This is a genomic window from Pseudoalteromonas sp. NGC95 (assembly GCF_015864705.1).
GTDB classification, from domain to species: domain Bacteria; phylum Pseudomonadota; class Gammaproteobacteria; order Enterobacterales; family Alteromonadaceae; genus Pseudoalteromonas; species Pseudoalteromonas arctica.
Genome location: NZ_JADYWR010000020.1, coordinates 20148 through 38970 on the forward strand (window position 1 = coordinate 20148; position 18823 = coordinate 38970).

Consider the following 18823-nt stretch of genomic DNA (forward strand, 5'->3'; position numbering starts at 1 on the left):
AAGTTGCAAATACTTGCATAATACCCGTCATTATGAAGCAAGTACTATGAAGTTTGATATTAAAGAAGAAGACATGATCATTAAGCCCTATAACACCGAAGGGCCAATTTATATCCGCGAGCAAAAAGGATTTTTTCAGCGCATACGCCGTAATTTAGGTTGGCTGTTAATGCTAACTTTTATTGCAATACCGTGGATCCAATATAACGGACAACAAGCTGTGCTGCTTGATGTGGCAACGCAAACTTTTACTATTTTTGGTCTAACACTCCTTCCTCAAGATTTTATGATTTTAGCCCTGCTATTTATGGTGGGGGCTTTTGCATTATTTTTTGTAACTAACTGGCTTGGTCGGGTTTGGTGTGGTTATACGTGCCCGCAAACAATATGGATGCTCATGTTTTCGTGGGTAGAGCAACGCATAGAAGGCACTCGAAATCAGCGAATTAAATTAGATAAATCACAGTGGACGCTAAGCACTTGGCGCAAAAAAATAACTAAGCACAGTGCGTGGATTGTTATTTCAGTTTTAACCGCCACCTCGTTTATGGCATATTTTATTCCGGCAAAAAGTTTGTATATGGAAATGCTTACGTTTGAGTGGTCAGGTATAACGAGCTTTTGGGTGTTTTTATTTGCTTTTTGCACCTACGGTAATGCTGGGTTTTTACGCGAGAAAATGTGCACAATTGCTTGCCCTTATTCTCGTTTTCAGGCTGTTATGTTTGATAAAGATACGTTGCTTGTTACATATGATAACGAGCGAGGTGAAAGCCGAGGACCACGTAAACGCAAAGCTGATCCAAAAGAGCTTAACTTAGGTGACTGTGTAGACTGTAACTTGTGTGTAGAGGTATGCCCTGCAGGAATAGACATTCGAAATGGATTGCAATATGAATGTATAAACTGTGGCTTATGTATTGATGCCTGCGACGATACTATGGAAAAATTTGGTTACGAAAAAGGCTTAATTAAATACGCGAGTGAAAAACAAATGGAAGGTAAAAAAACCAATCCATTTAGGTTAAAACTAGTAGGATACGGCGCATTAACGGCTTTGTTAATCATTTCTATGTTTGCATGGATGCTGCAACGTACACCAATAGAAGCCTCAGTACTACGCGATAGGAATGCGCTTTATAGAGTGAACTACGAGGGCCTTGTAGAAAACCCTTATACACTTACAATTATTAATAAAACGCAGCAAGCACTGCATTACAGTATTGCCATAGAGGGCTTGCCAGAAGCAACACTCTCAAGTCCAAGTTCTACACTTATACAACCGGGTGCGATGAAAAGAGTCCCCGTTACTGTAACAGCCGATGGTTACGATATTGAGCGTAAAGTGAGTAAGTTACAATTTATTGTAACAGCGCAAGAAAACGCCAGCATTACGATAACCAAAGATAGTCAGTTTTACAAAAACTAAGATTGATAAAGTAAGGTCAATTATTTTATATCAGTTGGCCTTGCTTACTTTTTAAGTTGTGAGAAATAAACTGTTTAGCGCTATCTAAATCGGTAAATAGGCACTCACTAAAATTAACGTTTCTTTTTGCACACTCTAAAATGCGCTTCATTTGATTTATAGCGATAGCTGATGTGAGTACAAACGCGCTACTTAGGCAGTTGTTTGCTTTCATTAAATGGCTAATATCTATCATTTCTTTTTCTGCCTCAGGCGTTGCAGCCAAAACATCAAAAGAATCACTAATATAGGCCCAAGGCTGATTTTTGAGTGACTTTATTTTTTCGCATAGTTCAATTTTAAACGCACGAAGAAGCCCTGAGGTGATGTATCCCGAAAAGCGAGCGATAACAACGTTATTTTCAGTATAGAGGCTTACCTGTCCATATTTGTTTTTAAACCCCAATGTATACTCCTTGAATTTGAGGGAAAGTTAACCTTATACTTTTAAATTCAATAAAACCAGTTCTTTTGGGTTGTTTTTTGTTGTTAAGTTGTTACTTGTGCATAGTTGTTTTAACGGGTATCGAATTTAATGAATACCCGTATTTGAAGGGGGGATTAATCTTATATAGAGGTTTTAATGTAATTTAGCGCGCTCGTTATAACGGCTACTTGTGCCAAAATACATTCTTCATCGGTGGCTGTTGGGCTATCTGGGTATACCTCTGTTGTGGTTACATAGGGTGCATCTGTAAAGCCCATACACAAACCTAAATCGCGTGCTGCGTAATTAATCACGCCAAATTGCTCTTGAGGTACGCCTATTAGCTGGTTATTTTCATCGCTCGGTGCAATATGAGTTACCTTTGCAACGCTTTCTATAATGACTTTTTGAAACTCCGGCTCAGGCTTTTTGGTATCTGCAACTAAATAAAACCCGTCAGGTATGTTCCAGTTAGTATTTGTAGTGCCTTCACGCGCAGCGAGTGCGGGTCTAAATTCACTGTTATCACTATCTGTTGTTTCGTGTAAATCAATATGAGCGACTAAGTCAGTACCTAATGATTTTATAAACGCCATAATAGCGGCTGATTCTTGAGCTGGGCTGCCCTCGTAAAATGAGCGATTAGGATCAATAGCGTCTGGGTTCCAGCGGTTTATAGTCTCATATCCCCAAGGGCTAATGCAGGGGGCAACAATAATATTAAACTGTTCGCAATATTGCATAGCCGATGTTTTAGCAAACCTAAGTGCGCCATGTACGCCACTGGTTTCGTAGCCATGTACACCACCGGTGATTAAAACAGTTGGTTTATTAGCATTAAAGTTAGGCGTTTTTAATATATATAATGGGTAAGTGCCAGCGGTGTAATTAAGCTCGCCGTATTGCTCTATATTTAATGTGTTTTTAAGGTCATTGATTAGCGTTACGACTTCGTTTTGGTAACTGCGTTTAATGTTTTGGCGTGTTAACCACTGGGCTTTATCGTTGTTATTCCATTTTTGTCCAGATGTGCCAATAGGGTATGTGCTGTTAGTCATAATAAACCTTTATATCAATTGTTATTAGCTTTCCTATAAATAAGGAGGGCAATTACAATTGGTAGAGTTACTTAGTAAAGGCGTAGCTTAACGCTGAGTAAATTAGCGTGCAAATTAAAACGTTAAAGTCATATTTTTTATAGCGCGCGATTGCTGGGATTTAATATAGCTTTGGTTTGCGTATTCACCCGAAATACTACCGAATCGATCGCGTTTCACACTAATTGTTAAATCACACGTTTTACCTTGATCTACTTGCGAGCTGCTAAACATATCTAAACTTTGCAGATCTATTTCAAGGCGCGAAGTGTTAAGCGCAAAAAGCGTTGATTGTAAAAGTGTTTCATTATTATTGTTAGTGCAGCTACTGCTAAGTTCTACTTGGCTAGTACTATTAGGATCAGTGCCATCTAACTGAACTGTAAGGGGACTATTAATATCAAAATTTTGATTGTTACTCGGGGTTAAAATAATAAAATTTAAAGGCAACTCCACGCTCGAATTAGCATTTATGCCATCATCCCGTTTAAATTTTATATCAAACTGTTGGTTATCGTCAGTGGCATTTATATACGCTTGGTAATCAACGTCTAAAAAGTCGGTATCTTTTGTAAGTACAATAGCAGTGCTATTAACAACAGCTTGTAATGAGTCGCTATCGCTTAAAATAATGTTAGAGCCATTAGCATCGCCTGCATTTAGTTCTGCGTTAACACGCGTGCGGTTACCGTCAGAAACTAGTTCAAAACCTGCCCAAATACCTTGTGTTTTTACTAAATCCGACTCTGTTTCTGACGTGCAAGCGCATAATGCTAAAATTAAAGCCGTTGTGGTAATGCATTTTTTAAGCATGTTAGCTCCTTTAAACCACTTAATTAGGCTATAAATAATTGTTTAATTGGGGATATACCTAACAATTATATGAAGTGTAAGTTTGTATATGTGCATTGTTACACAACAAGCTATCTATAAATGTTTAAATTTGTTAACGGGTGTAAATAAAACATTAATCACCAGGTTTAAAAACTAACTTACCAATTAAATTGTTTACTAAGTAAGCACCGATTTAGCGCTAAATGTATTACAAAAGAGTATGTTACAATTAAGGTAAAGCATATCTTCATATTGAGTATTATGGCGCAGTATATTGCTACTCCAAGTTGGCTAGGCCGTTTTTTTACCCGTATTAAACACGTAGCTATTGAACAAGAGCGCCTTGTTGTGCATTTTAGAGGTGCTCCCGCACGGACATTTTTAATTAAAGACTTTTATAATTACTCAATATTTAAAAACCGTTTATTTAGCGCCAAAATTAATTTGTGCGACAGTAGTAATACATCAATTAGCTTTTTAAACAAATCACAAGCGAACGCTTTAAATACGGCCCTTAACACGCGGTTTTCAGCCCTGCTTGAGCAAAAGGTAAATAACGCAAAGATTTCGCTCAAGCGCTATGCTTTAGATGAGTTTTTACGTGATAGTTCCATAAAAACACTTAATAATGATGTGTTTTTGCTTACCAAGCAGTACGCTAAAAGTACAAGTGTGTGGCAACAGCACTTATCGCCAAGTAGTATTAAATTTTTAAATATACTGAGCACTACACCCAATACTCACGATGCAATTGCACAGTTGCGCCATAAATATGAAAAAAAACAACTAACTCTTAAAAATGACTTTTTTAATCAAGTAGAGTCAAATCCATTAACAACAGAGCAGCGCTTAGCGGTAATACGCGATAACGATAAAAATTTAGTATTAGCGGCAGCAGGCACAGGTAAAACATCTGTGATGGTAGCAAAGTCTTTAGATTTAATAGCATGCAATATTGCCAAGCCTGAGCAAATTTTGGTGCTGGCCTATAATAAAACAGCAGCAAATGAGCTTAAAGAGCGCTTTATTGAACGCGCCACGCATGCAAAATTGCATACCAAAGCACCCACTATTTTAACATTTCATGCGCTTGGGCTTAAATTACTACAAAGTGCCAAAAAGCCAATCGAGTTGTCAAAATTTGCAACTGACCCAGTTCAATTAAATAGTTGGTTAACTGGGTGGGTAAGTAAAAAAATACAAACTGAGCCACAGTTTTTAAAAGCATTTGTAGATTTACTCCATGAGCCGATTGATATATTTAGCTTTAAAGATAATGCACAGTACGAGCGGTACGTACGCGATAACGAATACCGTAGCCTTGCGGGTCATAAAGTAAAAAGTTATCAGGAAGTGCTTATTTCAAACTGGCTACATTTGAATTGCGTGGCGCACAGTTATGAGGTGAATTATCACTTTAATCAAGTCGCAGAGCTAAGTGGGCAATACCAACCAGACTTTTATATACCTCAATACGATATTTACTTAGAGCACTTTGGCATTGATAGGCAAGGGAATACTCGTGCCGATATAGATAAAAAACACTATAACGAGCAAATTGCATTTAAGCGTAAATTACATAAACACAATGGCACTACTTTACTCGAAACCTTTCATTACAACTGGGTAGAAGGAAAGCTTGAGCAAACTCTCGCAAAGCAATTAAAGCAGCATAATGTTGAATTAACACCTTTAAGTAACGATGAGATTTTTCATACATTAAATAACTCAGGGCAGTTACAGCAAGGCATTGATAAGTACATAAAATGCTTACAAGCTATTCGTGTAGAGCAATTAAGTAATAAGCAAATAGCGCAGCGCATCAAGCAAAGTGGTATTAAAAATTACCAGCAATATACAAACTTGTTAGTGCAAATTCATGATGCTTATATAAATGAACTAAACGCGCAAAGTACCATTGATTTTGACGACATGATTATTCAAGCAACAAAGGCGATAGTAAGCGGAGATTTTAATATTGTGTGGAGCCACATTTTAGTTGATGAGTTTCAAGATATATCAAGCGCGCGTATGGCTTTCATAAATGCCATATTAAAACATGGTAACGGAATACGCTTTACTGCGGTTGGTGATGACTGGCAAGCAATTTATCGGTTCTCGGGTGGTAATTTAGCGCTTACTACACGCTTTAATGAATTAGTGGGCAGCCACTCACTTACTATGTTGCAAAAAACATTTAGATATAACAATAGTATTAGTGATGTAGCAGGGCGTTTTGTAATGCAAAACCCTGAGCAATATAAAAAGCAGATCAGCACACATACACAAGTAACCACACCACAAGTTATTTTATTAGACGATTTATACCAAGGTACTAAATCGATAGAAATGAAAGTACAACAGAGCATAAGCACTATTCAAAAAAATGATGCATCAGCGAGCATTGCCATACTTAGTCGATATAGATACATGTTAAATAGCGTGCAACAGCATTTAAAAGATAAAAAGCATACAAACTCTCTTTATTTTTGGACATTGCATAGTGCCAAAGGGCTTGAAGCCGATTACTGTATTATTATTGGTTTTGAACAAGGTAAATTAGGGTTTCCTAGCGATAATCAAAATAATGTGCTGGTGGAGGCGTTATTACCAGAGCAAGATGAATTCACTCACTCAGAGGAAAGGCGTTTGCTTTATGTAGGTATTACTCGCGCTAAACATAAAGCGTATTTAATTGCAGACCCTTATGCATGCTCAGCGTTTGTAAAAGAATTAGTAAATGACAATTATCCCATTCAAATCGCTTCAACGTTGTTTAATAAGTCGCAACTAAAGCAAAGAGAGTGTAGTACGTGCAGCGACGGTTTAATAGTGCCAAAAACGGGTCAATATGGTGATTATTATAGTTGTACTAATACGCAAATTTGCGAAACTAAATTACGAGTGTGTAAAAGCTGTAGTGGCCCATCGATTGATAAAAACACGTACTCACAATGTGTGAATACAGAGTGTAAAACGCAGCACCCAATTTGTGAAAAGTGTGGTCGCGAAATGCGTAAACGCAAATCTAAGCACGGTGAATTTTTAGGGTGCAGTGGTTTCGCTCTTAAAGAAGATAATTGTAAAAACACACGAAAAATGATTGTTTAACGGCTAACAGGTAGGTTTACACTTGTCTATTTTATAGAACTATGTAAATAGAAATTACATTCATTAGATTGATTTTAACAAACTATCAATGTCTAATAGAAGAATGAGCTTTAACTGTTGTTTATTATGCATTTTTTCAATAGATTCTTTTTATTAAATGACCATTATTCAGCCCCTGGTCAGGTTGCTAATTGGCGAATAAGTGCACTGCGCATTATTCTATCATTAGTAATGGTGTTATGTTTTGCTGTGGCGTGCCACACGTACACAAGCGCTATTGAATTTAACTTAATTTATATTGTTGTATTAACAAGCAGCTTTCTTGCTACTGCATGTGGTTTACTTATAGCAAGTAAGCGTTTTTATCACTTTAGCGCTCATGCACTTTTAATAGCCATTGTAGCTGCTAGCGTGTCAATGAACTTATTTTTAACAGACCTAGAGCTTGCTAAAGTGGGCTCTATGTATATGTATTCCTGCCCGATAATAGCACTTATGCTACTTGGTTATAGAACAGCTCTTGCTTATGGAATATTAAATATTGCGCCGTTTTATATGATCATCAATAACGTTGATGTCTCGGGTTTAACTGGCATAGCTCAACAACTTCCCGACGCTGACTTATACATTACAGGGCTTATATTTTTATTTTTTAACATTTGTATTCCCCTTGCTGTGGCGCGCACTATTGTGGCTGCTAAGCGTTTAAACAAAACAATGATAAGCGCTAATACACACCTTAAAGATAAAAATGAGCTTTATCGAAGCCTGTTCACCGAATCAAATAAAGCTAAAATTATTGTTGACGAAAATCTTGTCATTACTGATTTTAATCAACATGCTATTGATATGTTTGGTATAAAAAAAGAATTAAAAGAAGGAAGCGTTAATCTTTCTCATTTATTTCCGGCCTTAGTTTTTGACGACTCTAATGCTCAAAATAAAATTGTGAAGTACAAAAAAAGTTATTTTAAAGCCAGTTATCAGCAAATAACAATGAGTACAAACTACCGTGTATATGACTTTTACGATTGCACGCAAGAGCAGCTCATTAAACAAAATTTATCGATGATGGAACAAGAAAATAAACGTTTACGCTTTAGAGACTCGCAAACAAAACTACCTAATAGAGAATGGTTTGAGCTGCAATGCGACAGATTAACAAGCAAATACCAAAAAGGTTTTTATATCGTTGTTGCGCAAAGTGCAAATAGTGAATACTTAAATTTGAAGCTCACTAAAGCCGACTCTCAAGCATTACTTATTAACGCGTACAAGCGTTTAAAAGCGATGCCAGATGGGCCGCTGTTGTGTGCTCATATAGGAGTAGGAAAGCTTGCTTTTATAATTGGCGCAAACTCGCAAAACGAGCTAGAAGATAAGCTATTGATGCAAATAAAAAATACATTAGATAAAACATATAATGTATTTGGCACTAAGTGTCAGCAATCATTTTTATTTGGTTTTGCAAAGTATCCTGATCATGGAAAAAACAGCACAACAGTACTTAGTAATGCATGCGAAGCACTTAAACTAGCAAATTGTAATATGCCCCTTAGTGGTTATAACGAAAAACAATCACAAGCTTTTATTGAAAAATACGAAATTTCAATGTTATTAGATGAAGCGCTTCAGCAGGGCGATTTGTCGGTGCACTATCAACCTAAAGTAGATGCAACGGGTCAATGTATAGGGCTTGAAGCCTTAGCGCGTTGGAACAGTCCAATACTGGGTAATGTGTCGCCAGTGGTATTTATTCCTATTGCCGAAGAATACAGAATGGTTAGTCGGTTAACCGACCTGATTATTCAAAAGGTGTGCGCTCAAATTGCCGATTGGACCAAGGCGGGTTTACCGAGTGTGCCGGTGGCAATAAATATATCTCTAATTGATTTTAGCCAAACCGATTTTATGTCAAAACTGGTTAAATACCTTGCCGACTTTAACGTAAAGCCACCTCAAATAGAGTTAGAACTGACTGAAACCTCTCTTGAGGCAAACCAAGCGCATTCGCTAAAGCTTATGCAAACGCTGCAATCGTGGGGTTTTACTATTTCGGTCGATGATTTTGGGGTCGGTTATTCTAATATTGCACGCCTTGCCGATTACCCTATTAACAAGCTCAAGTTAGATCGCTCATTAATAAGCCAAGTAACGAGCTCCACGCGTCAAAAAAGTTTAGTTAAAGCGGTGCACGTTATGTGTGAAGAGCTTGATATTAAGTGTGTAGCCGAAGGAGTAGAAACCCAAGAGCAAGTAGCAATAATGACGCAAATGGGGTGTAAAGAATTTCAGGGCTTTTACTTTGCGAAACCAATGCCAGCCGAAAATTTTGCACAGCATGTTAGTCGCCATGGCTTAGTGTTTAACCCTAAAGAGATGACGGCTCAACTTTAAATGTATTTAGTGGGCACTATATAGAACATATACACCTAAGGTATGTATGTTCTATAAAACTAGCTGGGTTTTATTACCTAATTACAGAGCTGTTGGGCGTTTATGGTTATTTCGCACTGGTGAATAGCCTCAGCTCCCCAATGCTGTATATCTGATTGAGCAGTGCAGCCTGCATCTTCAATTAAAGCAGTATTGGCATCACATAAGAGTAGCACTGCGTTATCATCTTGTACGTTCACGATAAGCGTGTATTCCCCAAAGGGTGCAAGTTTTCTTAAATCGTTATTAACAGCAGCTTTTAATAACTCATCAGTTGTTGAATAGGATGTTTCACTAAATTTTAATGTGCCATCAACGGCTGTAGCAATATCTTTTAATTGCGAGGCTAAGTCGGCCATCGCCTCTGGATTGTTATTTTTTGAAGTGTAGCAACCGCTAAGTAATACTATGAGGCTTATACAAAGTAAGTGTTTCATTTTATTTGCTCCATACCGTCATCGTGTTGTGTTCATCGTAGCCTGTATCTAGGTTCCAATTTTTAATTGCACTGTAATCAGTATCTAAAAATACGGCATTGGCAATAATGGTTATGTAGTGCTGAATATTACTAACGGCAAAGTCAAAAATATCGTTGTAATGCATAGGCTCGTGCGGCGTTTTTAGTTGTTCAATAAAAGTGGAGTCAACTTCGTTTGGGCGAGGATAAAACAAACCTAAATCAGCAGCAACATGGCGTGCGCAGGCAAATAATCGATAGCTTTCTTCAACATTATTTACTACAAGCTGAAAACCGTTATGCCATGAATTAAAGTTAGGAGCGTGTTGTGCAGCGTAGCTTGGGTGAACCGTTAATAAAGCATGTTGCCAAATTTTTGCAATATCGGTATCAAAATTATCGTCTTCATTCGTACAAGATCCAATATTTTGTTGCACGCGGTCAGCATAACCTAACTCACCTAAATTTAAACGCTGCCAAATAAATGCATCTTGGTTCATTTCGCAGGTACGGTGCGCCGTTTGATTTTGCTCATACGGGCCTACTTTTAATTCAACAACCGGATGCACTGTTATATCCGCAGCAACATGGGCCATATAACCACATAACCAAGCAAAACACTTTTCAAATGCTTCACTTTCAAGTGTTTTGCAGTATTCAATCATGGCTTTAAGTAAATCGCCTGTGTGCTCATAGTGCATTAGGTCGGCCCACGCATTTTGGCTAGGCTGCACTACAGCTAAGTAAGGATAATCGGGGGCTACACAGCCTAGTTCAAGGTATGCTTGGCGTTGGCTTAAAATAAGCTTTGCTTTTTTAGGCATATCCATTTTAGCGAGTGATTTGGTTTGCGTTGCAATATTAACGGCTGTGATGTGCGCAAAAGCACCTGGCATTGTCATATCCTTATGATTTATTAATAGGGGGACAGATTAACATTGAGAGGGGGTTAAATAAAGCCAAGTGAAGTGCTTGTGAGTGTTTAAAAGGGACTAAATTAACTGTTCAATTAGTTGTCCATCTTCGTACAGCTTAGCATATTGGCGTTTATGTTCTTCAAACAGATAGGCACGTAATTGCTCTTGTCCGCTATGAATCTGAGTGATTTTTGCTGCAATCCCTAGGCTACTTTGCCTAACGGGTTCTACATCTATCGATATGCTTTCTTTGTTGGGTAAGATAAAGCTCATGTGCTGTAATTTTTTTAAGCTCTCTACACTTTTTAACGGTTTTAAAAATATTCCAGTACTGGAAATCGATTCAATATTAAAACCTTGGCTTTTAATATTTAGCTCACTCCAGCGCCAACTACGTTGAGTGCCCTTTGTATCAATTACTTCGGGTGCGCTCAAAGTGGGGTTAATTACACCTAACTCATCAATTTTTAATTGCAAGGGAAACCAAAGTTGGTAATTAGCAACTTCAGCAAGCAAAGTTAGATTAGCGTGGGTAAAAAGGTGAGCAATACTCGCGGGTATAGAGCTTTTCATTGTAAGCATATGATCGCGAGGGGAACGTTGTTTTGTATTTGGTTTGAATAACTCAGCTAAAAAATTTACCTCTTCATTAGAAAAGTCCATATTTCACCCTAGTTACATAAAACAATGCACCACCGTAATTTAAACAATGAATTTGATCAATAAATGCTCTGTTTAAATTTGTTTAGTTAATATTTACAAGGGCAAGTATGTAAGCTAAACAATTTATTTAAATGAAGTGCTTAACGCTATCGCTTTTCAGGGGCTTGAATTATTTAACATTTATAAAAATATATTTAGGCTCAAGTGGCTAGCTGTTAAACTACAACATATTAGTTTTATAATTTATATTAGAGTTTACATTATGATATGTGCATTTTTACGTGATCAACAGCCGAAGTTACTAGGTATGTTAGTGGCATTGTTTGGTGTTGGATATTCAATAAATGCAGTGGCTCAAGAGCAAAACCAAACTTTAATTTTAGTGGGGTCAGAGCTTACTACCTGTACTAGCGCAAAGCTTAATAATTGCCAAAAAGAGACTGCTATTGATGGTAAGTCACATAATTTATATACTGTTAGCAACGCTCAAATAAAAAACATCACGCAGCACTGGCCTAATAATAACGTTGAGGCAAAAACGGCTGTATTAAAAACACTTAAAACCTTGCTAGGTAAATCGTCAAATAGCGTATCTAAAACAGATTTATTATGGCTATGGCGCGATATAAATAACCAGCAATTAGAAAGCCTGACTCAGCAAGAATACAACTTTGTATTTGATATGCTAGAAGTGCCGCTACTTGATAAAGACGGTGAGCGCTTAAAAGAGCAAGTAAATACCGATTTTAATATTGAGGTCGCGACTAATAGTATTTTACAATTTGTGTCGGGCAGTTTAAAAGTTAATAACGCAAAACCCACCATGCTTGCTATTACGGCATCGAGCCGCGACCCTTATGAGTCGGCAGATGTAGCGCAGAGTCTTTTAGCACAATCAAATATAAACACTCAATGGTTAGCACTAACGCCAGCACTTGCTAAAGCGATTACGAGTAACTCGTGCGATGAATTACCCGCTCTCAGAAATACATTAATGAATGTGTATAACCGGGAAGCAATTTATCCAGAGTACACAAAGGCCGAATACGCTTTATGCAAAAGTGGCACTAATGCACTTGTATCACTTATTAAAAATAGTACCGGTGTGATGTTTAATAGCGGTAATGCAGCATTAACTCACAAGGTATTATTTGATCAAAACAATAATCCATACCCGTGGACGCAAGCATTGCAAACTCGCCCAGTAATTGTAGGTGAAGGCGCGGGCGCAGCAATCCAAAGTAAAGTGACGGGCATGCTTACAAATACGACAAGCCTTGAGGCACTTCGCAAAAATGAAAATAACACTAATGCTGGTGGACTTGGCAGCTTTAATTTTGGTGTACTAGATACTCAGTTTAGCGAACAAAACCGTACATTTAGGCTCGCAGCGGCGTTAAATAAAAATGAAGTAAAAAAGACTAAAACAGAGATTCAACATGGTTTTGGTATTGATGAAAATACGGCTTTGGTTGTTATTAAATCGCCAGAAGGTAGTTTAATAACCGTAATAGGCAAAAGTGGTGTAGTGCATTTAGCTAACCAAGGTAAAGCACAACCTGAGAGTAAGAGCTATAGCTACTCGTATTGGCCTACAAGCAGTGTAATTGAAATTACCAATAACACGTTTACTCTAAGCAAGCGCACAATAGATGAGGCGTTACCCGCTATAAAAATACCTCCACTGCCAGTGCAGCGTTTTGGCTCAATTTTAACAAATTCAAAACTGCGATCACTTACTCAAGCTATGTGCCTAAGCCAAGAGCAAAGTGCGGTAGCTCAACAAGATGAGTTTATAATTAGCCTTACAGCAACGAGTGACACACAGTATCATCGCGTTAATGCAAAAGAGTTTGGTTGTGCACTAAGCAATTTAGAGTTAGCTATAAAGTCTATTTAGTTACTAACCTGAGCCAAGGGTTTAAGTTTTTGGCTCTTCTCTATAAAATAGCCACCATAATGATTTAAAAGCCTAGCCAAGGCCTTACTAAAAGAGTTTTAAAATGAATAATGAAAATGACGTAATTGATACTTTAGCCGAACTAGAAAGCTTTTTAATAGATGTCGAAAGCGGTGGTTTTGGACTTAAAGGTGTTGCCGGTGTTGGTATGGCTACTAATAACAAAGATGGCAGCCGTTTTGTTGCTGTGTTTGACGATAATCAAAAGCTACTTTTAGCACGCATGATTACAGAAGACGTATTCCAAACAGGGCAAGACATGGTACGAAATGGTGTAGGGCGCAAGCACTAATATTAACTTTACTGAATAACGCCACTGTAAAATGCGTTATTCAGTAAGTATTTATAAATCAAAGTATTGAAATTAAAAGTCCATTTCCCAACCTAGTTGGCACCATGGGTGCTCGTCATCAGCTAATATACTTTGCAATGTAGCAGCCGTATCATTTATTTTTTCAAATAAATCATGACTAAAATTAAAGTCAGGGTTTGGCTCGCTGTACGTTTCTTGAGTTGTAATCTTTTGCCATATACAACGACCAACTACATAACTAGTTGCATATTCTTGCCAGCTAATAAATAAGGTTTGTGCCAGTTTTCCAATAGGCTTAAGGTAATGCCATGCTTCTTCTTCGGTTAAAAAATTAACGCTAACACCACAACGACATAAAAAAGCATAGCGGCCAATATCAAAAGCTCTAATACCACAACGAGCCAGTGAGAATTTATGTATTCCTGCCCAGTCCGACATAATACCTATAGGCGTATTTTGATAGGCAGTAGATTTATTCTCAATGTAGTATCTTGCTAATAAATCATTTCTGGTGAGTTCAGCCATACAACTCATGAAAACTTGGCTATTTGATGTGTTATAAAAAACATTTAAAGTTTCAATTAATTCTTCTTTTGTTGTAACGCCATAAGCATTATCTAAAATACTTAAATTACCGTTAGCAACTGACTCGTCAGTGTAGTTTTTATTGTGATGCTTTAAGGTATTCAATGAATAGCCATTTTGCATTGAAAGGTGCCCTGAGAGGCTAATAAGCCATAATTTTTGCTCTGAACTTAAGGTCGCATCACCCGTAATTACACAAGCTACTTCACTTTGATTGTGCATCTACAATCTCCTTTGTTGTTTGCAGTTTGAGGCATATCTTATTGTAATCAGGATGTATTGGCTGTCCAAGTTCAACGAGCTTTTCACAACACTCCACTGCAAATTCAAGTGAGTATATCCCAAGCCTCTGATGTCCGTATTTATCTGCGGCTAATATTAATATAGGTATTGCTGCATCATATTGCTCTAAGGCAGCTAACGATCGCCCTTTGTAATAGTAGGTTTGTGGTAAATTAGAAAACTCGCTCATCGTGATGTTTGCGAGCTTAATACAGGTATCAAAATCATCTATATCAAAAGCTATGTGAATAAACTTTAAGCTCCAACTTGGTTGGTGTGTGATTTTTGGCATAGCTTGCTTAATCGCATAAATAGCGGCTTGTTTTATTTGCTTCACAATCGCTTTATCTTCGAAGTTTGCCAATTTAGCCATTAACGCATGTAGCATTGCCCAAGCATATTGCTGTTTATAGTCTAAATCAACATAGAGGGCGTAACCCTTGGGTTTATTGGGTTTTCCATCATGATCAGTCGCTGGAAGATCTAATGTTTTGAGTTCTAATTGTGAGTATATATTCTCTTGTATAGAGCCTAGCACGCGAGGGGTTTTATAAAACTTGTTAGGAGATGGTTGTATTTTTTTTGCGATAGTTTCCATTATCAAATTGAAATCAATTGAGTCTGGGCAATATATAAATAAATCAACCAGTAGTGGCCAAGGATCTATCTGTTTTTGTAAATGTAGATTCATAAAGGCGATAAAAACGTCAAATGCTTCATCTAAGCGTTCTAGCTTAGCAAGGCATAAAGCCTGTAAATAATTGCAATCAGCGTGAAAAATTAGAGGGTATGTTTGAGTCGTTATTAAGGCATCTTGGTAGCGACCATTTTCAAATTGTAACGTCGCTATTTTAAGAGCGTTACTTTCCTCATTTTTTTTAAGATCATTTATGTAGTATCGACGGGCGATAATCAAAGCAGAGCGAAGGTCTATATCCTCAGGGCTAGTATAAAAATAAGAGTTTAAATACGTATATGCTTTTTCATAATTTTTAAGGTGCAAATAACACAGACCAATCTCTTTAGTCATATTCATCGCATAAAAACTTTTCATAAGTTCTCGCTGCGCAAGATAAATAGTGAGTGCTATATCATAGTTTTTAAGCTTAAATTCTGCGTGTGCTTGTAAATCTCGCAGCTGATCTATGCTTGCATCTGTAGGCTCTGGCAATGAGGCAAGTAACTTACTAATTTCTGTGTATGCACCCAATGTCCATAAATAGTTAGCAACATAAAGATAAAGTGACTCGTCATTATAAAATACCAAATTGATTCGCTGCATAAGCGTAATTAGCTGCTCAGCTGTAAGCTTAGAATATATACATTGCTCTTCTATTAAGTTACGTAACTGAAGATGCTGCTGCAGTTGTTCAAAGCTAATATTGTGATCAATGTTAGATAGGGCATCGATTCGCAGTGGTAGGCTCTGAATATAATGATGCAGTGCAATAGCAAGTTCACGGTAGTGATTATTTTTATTGGTTACTAACTCACTAGAGATTTTCATACTCTCATCTAAAAATTTAAATACCGTGGCAGATAAAAAGTAATTCTCTGAAAAGAAATCAATTAAAGTAAATGAGACTTGCTGACTTTGATCGACATCCCAAAATAATGGCGACGAAAATAATAACTTCCATTGTTCAACATCGCTGCGAGATAACACATTACAATATAATTCATTGAGTGCTACTTGCAGCTCTGAAATAGAGCGAACACAATTTAACTCGATAGGTTGAGGCTGAACTATTTCAACTTCTGTAGGTGCGGGAGAGGGCTCTTCTTCATCAAAAAATGACTCGTTAATAACGCCTTTTTTTTCGTGCTCATCTTCAAATACTTGATTGGGTGCTTTGTCTTCATTTTTAGCAGGTCGTTTAGCCTCTTTAATAGCTAACTCATATGCTTTTCGTAAATCTTTAAACTCTTCGGGAAACTCTGTTGGCGATGTTTTTTTTAGAATCTCTGTATAAGCGAGTTTAATAAGGCGTTTATCTGTTGTGGCTTCAATGCCTAATATTTTCCAATGGTTCATTACTTCACTCTTTATTTAATGCATGTAATTTTTTAACTGAAACTATTTTTTTATTAGTTAACTTTAATAACTAACTTTAATAGCTAATTTTAATAACTAAGATAGCGCTTTATATTTTCGATCATACGCTCTATTTTGTGGTTATCGTGTGTTTCTAACACTTCCATAAATTGACCAATCGCCTCGCCAATCTCTCGCCTTTTATCGCCTAGATTTTCTTGGAATAGACGCTCTAACTTTGCTTTAAATGCAGTATTTACAAGTTTGTCTTTAGGTAAAACCTTAAGTGCGTTAAGTCGTGAAAAACGTTCACGTAACTCACTTTCATTCAAGCTTTCTTCATTTTCGCCTACATAAGTGCGGTATTTTTTGTCACTTGCAACATTAGTCACTTCAACCTCAAGTACACCATTAAGATCGTAGGTATATGTTAAATATAACTCTTGTATTATATTTAACGGCTCAAGATTTATTTCTAAATCGCCTAAAAATACATTATCTTTAGGGAGATAATGTTCACCCTGATAAATTTTAATGAGTACTTTTTCTTGTTCAGGGTGAGCTGAATAAACAGAACGAGTTTCGCTTACAGGAATCGTCGCGTTCCGTTCTATAATAGGCAAAAACTCAGACTGACCATGTTTGTTGTTTACCTCCACGCCTAAAGTGAATGGGCAAACATCAGTCATTATTACGTCTTTCAATTCTTTAGCACGTGCGCTCATACCTGCCTGAATTGCAGCACCAGTAGCGATAGCATGGTCAGGGTTATATTGAGTTTGCGGTATACGTGAAAACACACGACTAATTTGCTGTTGAAAAATAGGCATACGCGTAGCGCCGCCAACAAGAATAAGTCCATCAACGTCTTCAAGTGTTAAGTCAGCGTCAGACATCGCACGGTTAATAGGAAACTTAATTCGCTCAATTAACTCGCTACACAATGTACGATAATCTTCCAGAGTGAGGGTATATGAATACGTTTTTTCTTTATATTCAAAATTAAAGCTGGCTGTTGACTCGTTAGTTAATTGGCACTTTAAACGCTCGCACAACGACCAAATATTACGTAGTTCACTATCTGAGAAAAAACCTTTGTACAAATCGTTTTTCTTATAAAGATCTTCTTCAATAACGTTAGTAAAGTCGTTACCGCCTAAGTAGTTATCACCCGATGAGGCGTGTATTTCAAATATGTCGTTAAATACCTCAATAACCGACACATCAAATGTACCGCCACCAAGGTCCAGTACTAAGTAAGTTTGCTCACAGTCTTTATTATCGAGCCCATAAGCGAGTGCTGCGGCTGTGGGTTCATTAAGTAATCGCTCAACTTTAAGGCCTGCAAGTAAAGCCGCTTGTTGCGTTGCTTGGCGTTGTTTATTGTTAAAATAGGCAGGTACCGAAATAACGGCTTCAGTAATAGGCTCTTGTAAATAATGTTCGGCTTGCTCTTTAAGGCTTTTTAATAAAATGGCTGATAGTTCAGTTGCGCTATAATCTTGCTCGCCCAATGAAAAGGTTTTATCAGTGCCCATAAAACGTTTAAATTCACAAATTGTGTGTGCGGGGTGGGTTGCTAATCGATCCCTAGCGGCTTGGCCTACAAGAATATAATTGTCTTCCGACAAGCCAACAATTGAAGGAACGAGCACATTACCCTCCATATCTGGAATCAACTTAACCGCGTTATCTTGCCATATTCCCACTACGCTATGAGTTGTACCGAGATCTATCCCTATTTTCATTTTATTTCCCTTACTGAATGACTTAAATCATCGCTATGCTAAGTTACTTAATACAGAGCCTTAAATTCAACTTAGTTTTGCACCGACGTAATTATACAGTTTAATTAAAAACCTATTATTAATATCTGATTGAAAATTATACGCTTAACTTTATTTTATTAAAATAGGTAGCGGTTCTTGATGAGAGCAAAGAGGTCTTTAAAAGAATACATATTGGAGAGGTGCAAGCAGATTAGTATTAAGGTTGATAACAAAAAAATATGGATCTAGATATAGAGTATTATCGAATTGCTGGAAGTAAAGTTTACTGATGGTTAGGTTTAGATTAACGAAAATTGTTATTTTTAAAGGAATTAATTGGTCGGTATGGAGAGATTCGAACTCTCGACCCCTGCCACCCCATGACAGTGCGCTACCAAGCTGCGCCACATACCGATTTGTATGCAATAGTACGTGTATTTTTTTAAAAATCAATAAGCGATTGTTTGTT

The 18823-nt window shown here is 37.2% G+C and carries 14 protein-coding genes and 1 tRNA gene; 5 read left to right on the forward strand and 10 right to left on the reverse strand.

From position 1 onward, the window contains the following. Positions 1-46: 46 nt before the first annotated feature. Positions 47-1429 carry a cytochrome c oxidase accessory protein CcoG gene (gene ccoG / locus I6E70_RS16145; protein ID WP_197189190.1) on the forward strand — a complete coding sequence of 461 codons (1383 nt, stop codon included), beginning with the start codon at positions 47-49 and terminating at the stop codon, positions 1427-1429. 25 nt (positions 1430-1454) lie between these two features. Here the strand turns inward: ccoG and I6E70_RS16150 are convergent, their stop codons facing one another. The 3 genes from I6E70_RS16150 to I6E70_RS16160 form a co-directional block, all read right to left on the reverse strand. After that, on the reverse strand, positions 1455-1874 hold the full coding sequence (locus tag I6E70_RS16150) for a hypothetical protein (protein ID WP_197189191.1): 420 nt from the start codon (positions 1872-1874) through the stop codon (positions 1455-1457). Positions 1875-2035: 161 nt separating this feature from the next. Then, positions 2036-2953 carry a M14 family metallopeptidase gene (locus I6E70_RS16155; protein ID WP_197189192.1) on the reverse strand — a complete coding sequence of 306 codons (918 nt, stop codon included), beginning with the start codon at positions 2951-2953 and terminating at the stop codon, positions 2036-2038. 114 nt (positions 2954-3067) lie between these two features. After that, a complete protein-coding gene (locus I6E70_RS16160; RefSeq protein ID WP_197189193.1) occupies positions 3068-3805 on the reverse strand; it encodes a hypothetical protein in 738 nt (245 codons plus the stop codon). Positions 3806-4087: 282 nt separating this feature from the next. On the opposite strand from I6E70_RS16160, the gene I6E70_RS16165 reads away from it, so the two are divergent. Then, positions 4088-6937 (forward strand): UvrD-helicase domain-containing protein, encoded by a 2850-nt coding sequence (locus I6E70_RS16165; RefSeq protein WP_197189194.1) that lies wholly within the window; start codon positions 4088-4090, stop codon positions 6935-6937. Positions 6938-7063: 126 nt separating this feature from the next. Further along, the gene (locus I6E70_RS16170; RefSeq protein WP_197189195.1) at positions 7064-9334 is read left to right on the forward strand and encodes a putative bifunctional diguanylate cyclase/phosphodiesterase; all 2271 of its coding nucleotides are present in this window, start codon (positions 7064-7066) and stop codon (positions 9332-9334) included. A gap of 77 nt (positions 9335-9411) precedes the next feature. Here I6E70_RS16170 and I6E70_RS16175 read toward each other — a convergent pair whose 3' ends face one another. The 3 genes from I6E70_RS16175 to I6E70_RS16185 form a co-directional block, all read right to left on the reverse strand. Further along, positions 9412-9810, reverse strand: coding sequence for a hypothetical protein (locus tag I6E70_RS16175; RefSeq protein ID WP_165726865.1), 399 nt, complete (start codon positions 9808-9810; stop codon positions 9412-9414). Between the two features lies 1 nt (position 9811). Then, complete coding sequence (locus tag I6E70_RS16180) at positions 9812-10726, reverse strand: zinc dependent phospholipase C family protein (RefSeq protein ID WP_197189196.1); 915 nt, start codon at positions 10724-10726, stop codon at positions 9812-9814. A gap of 96 nt (positions 10727-10822) precedes the next feature. After that, positions 10823-11410, reverse strand: coding sequence for a hypothetical protein (locus I6E70_RS16185; protein ID WP_197189197.1), 588 nt, complete (start codon positions 11408-11410; stop codon positions 10823-10825). A gap of 262 nt (positions 11411-11672) precedes the next feature. On the opposite strand from I6E70_RS16185, the gene I6E70_RS16190 reads away from it, so the two are divergent. Both I6E70_RS16190 and I6E70_RS16195 read left to right on the forward strand, forming a co-directional pair. Further along, a complete protein-coding gene (locus I6E70_RS16190) occupies positions 11673-13310 on the forward strand; it encodes a cyanophycinase (protein ID WP_197189198.1) in 1638 nt (545 codons plus the stop codon). Between the two features lie 103 nt (positions 13311-13413). Then, positions 13414-13662 carry a hypothetical protein gene (locus tag I6E70_RS16195; protein ID WP_024593050.1) on the forward strand — a complete coding sequence of 83 codons (249 nt, stop codon included), beginning with the start codon at positions 13414-13416 and terminating at the stop codon, positions 13660-13662. A 72-nt stretch (positions 13663-13734) separates the two neighbouring features. On the opposite strand, the gene I6E70_RS16200 is transcribed toward I6E70_RS16195, so the two are convergent. The 4 genes from I6E70_RS16200 to I6E70_RS16215 all read right to left on the reverse strand — a co-directional run bounded on the left by I6E70_RS16200 (position 13735) and on the right by I6E70_RS16215 (position 18768). Next, positions 13735-14490: a DUF1266 domain-containing protein gene (locus I6E70_RS16200; RefSeq protein ID WP_197189199.1), complete on the reverse strand. Its 756-nt coding sequence runs from the start codon at positions 14488-14490 to the stop codon at positions 13735-13737. Continuing rightward, positions 14474-16585, reverse strand: a complete 2112-nt coding sequence (locus I6E70_RS16205; protein WP_197189200.1) for a CDC27 family protein — start codon at positions 16583-16585, stop codon at positions 14474-14476. Before I6E70_RS16205 ends, I6E70_RS16200 begins: the two co-directional genes overlap by 17 nt. Positions 16586-16674: 89 nt before the next feature. Then, positions 16675-18333 carry an Hsp70 family protein gene (locus tag I6E70_RS16210; protein WP_197189201.1) on the reverse strand — a complete coding sequence of 553 codons (1659 nt, stop codon included), beginning with the start codon at positions 18331-18333 and terminating at the stop codon, positions 16675-16677. A gap of 358 nt (positions 18334-18691) precedes the next feature. Next, positions 18692-18768 (reverse strand) — tRNA-Pro (locus I6E70_RS16215). Positions 18769-18823 lie beyond the last annotated feature (55 nt).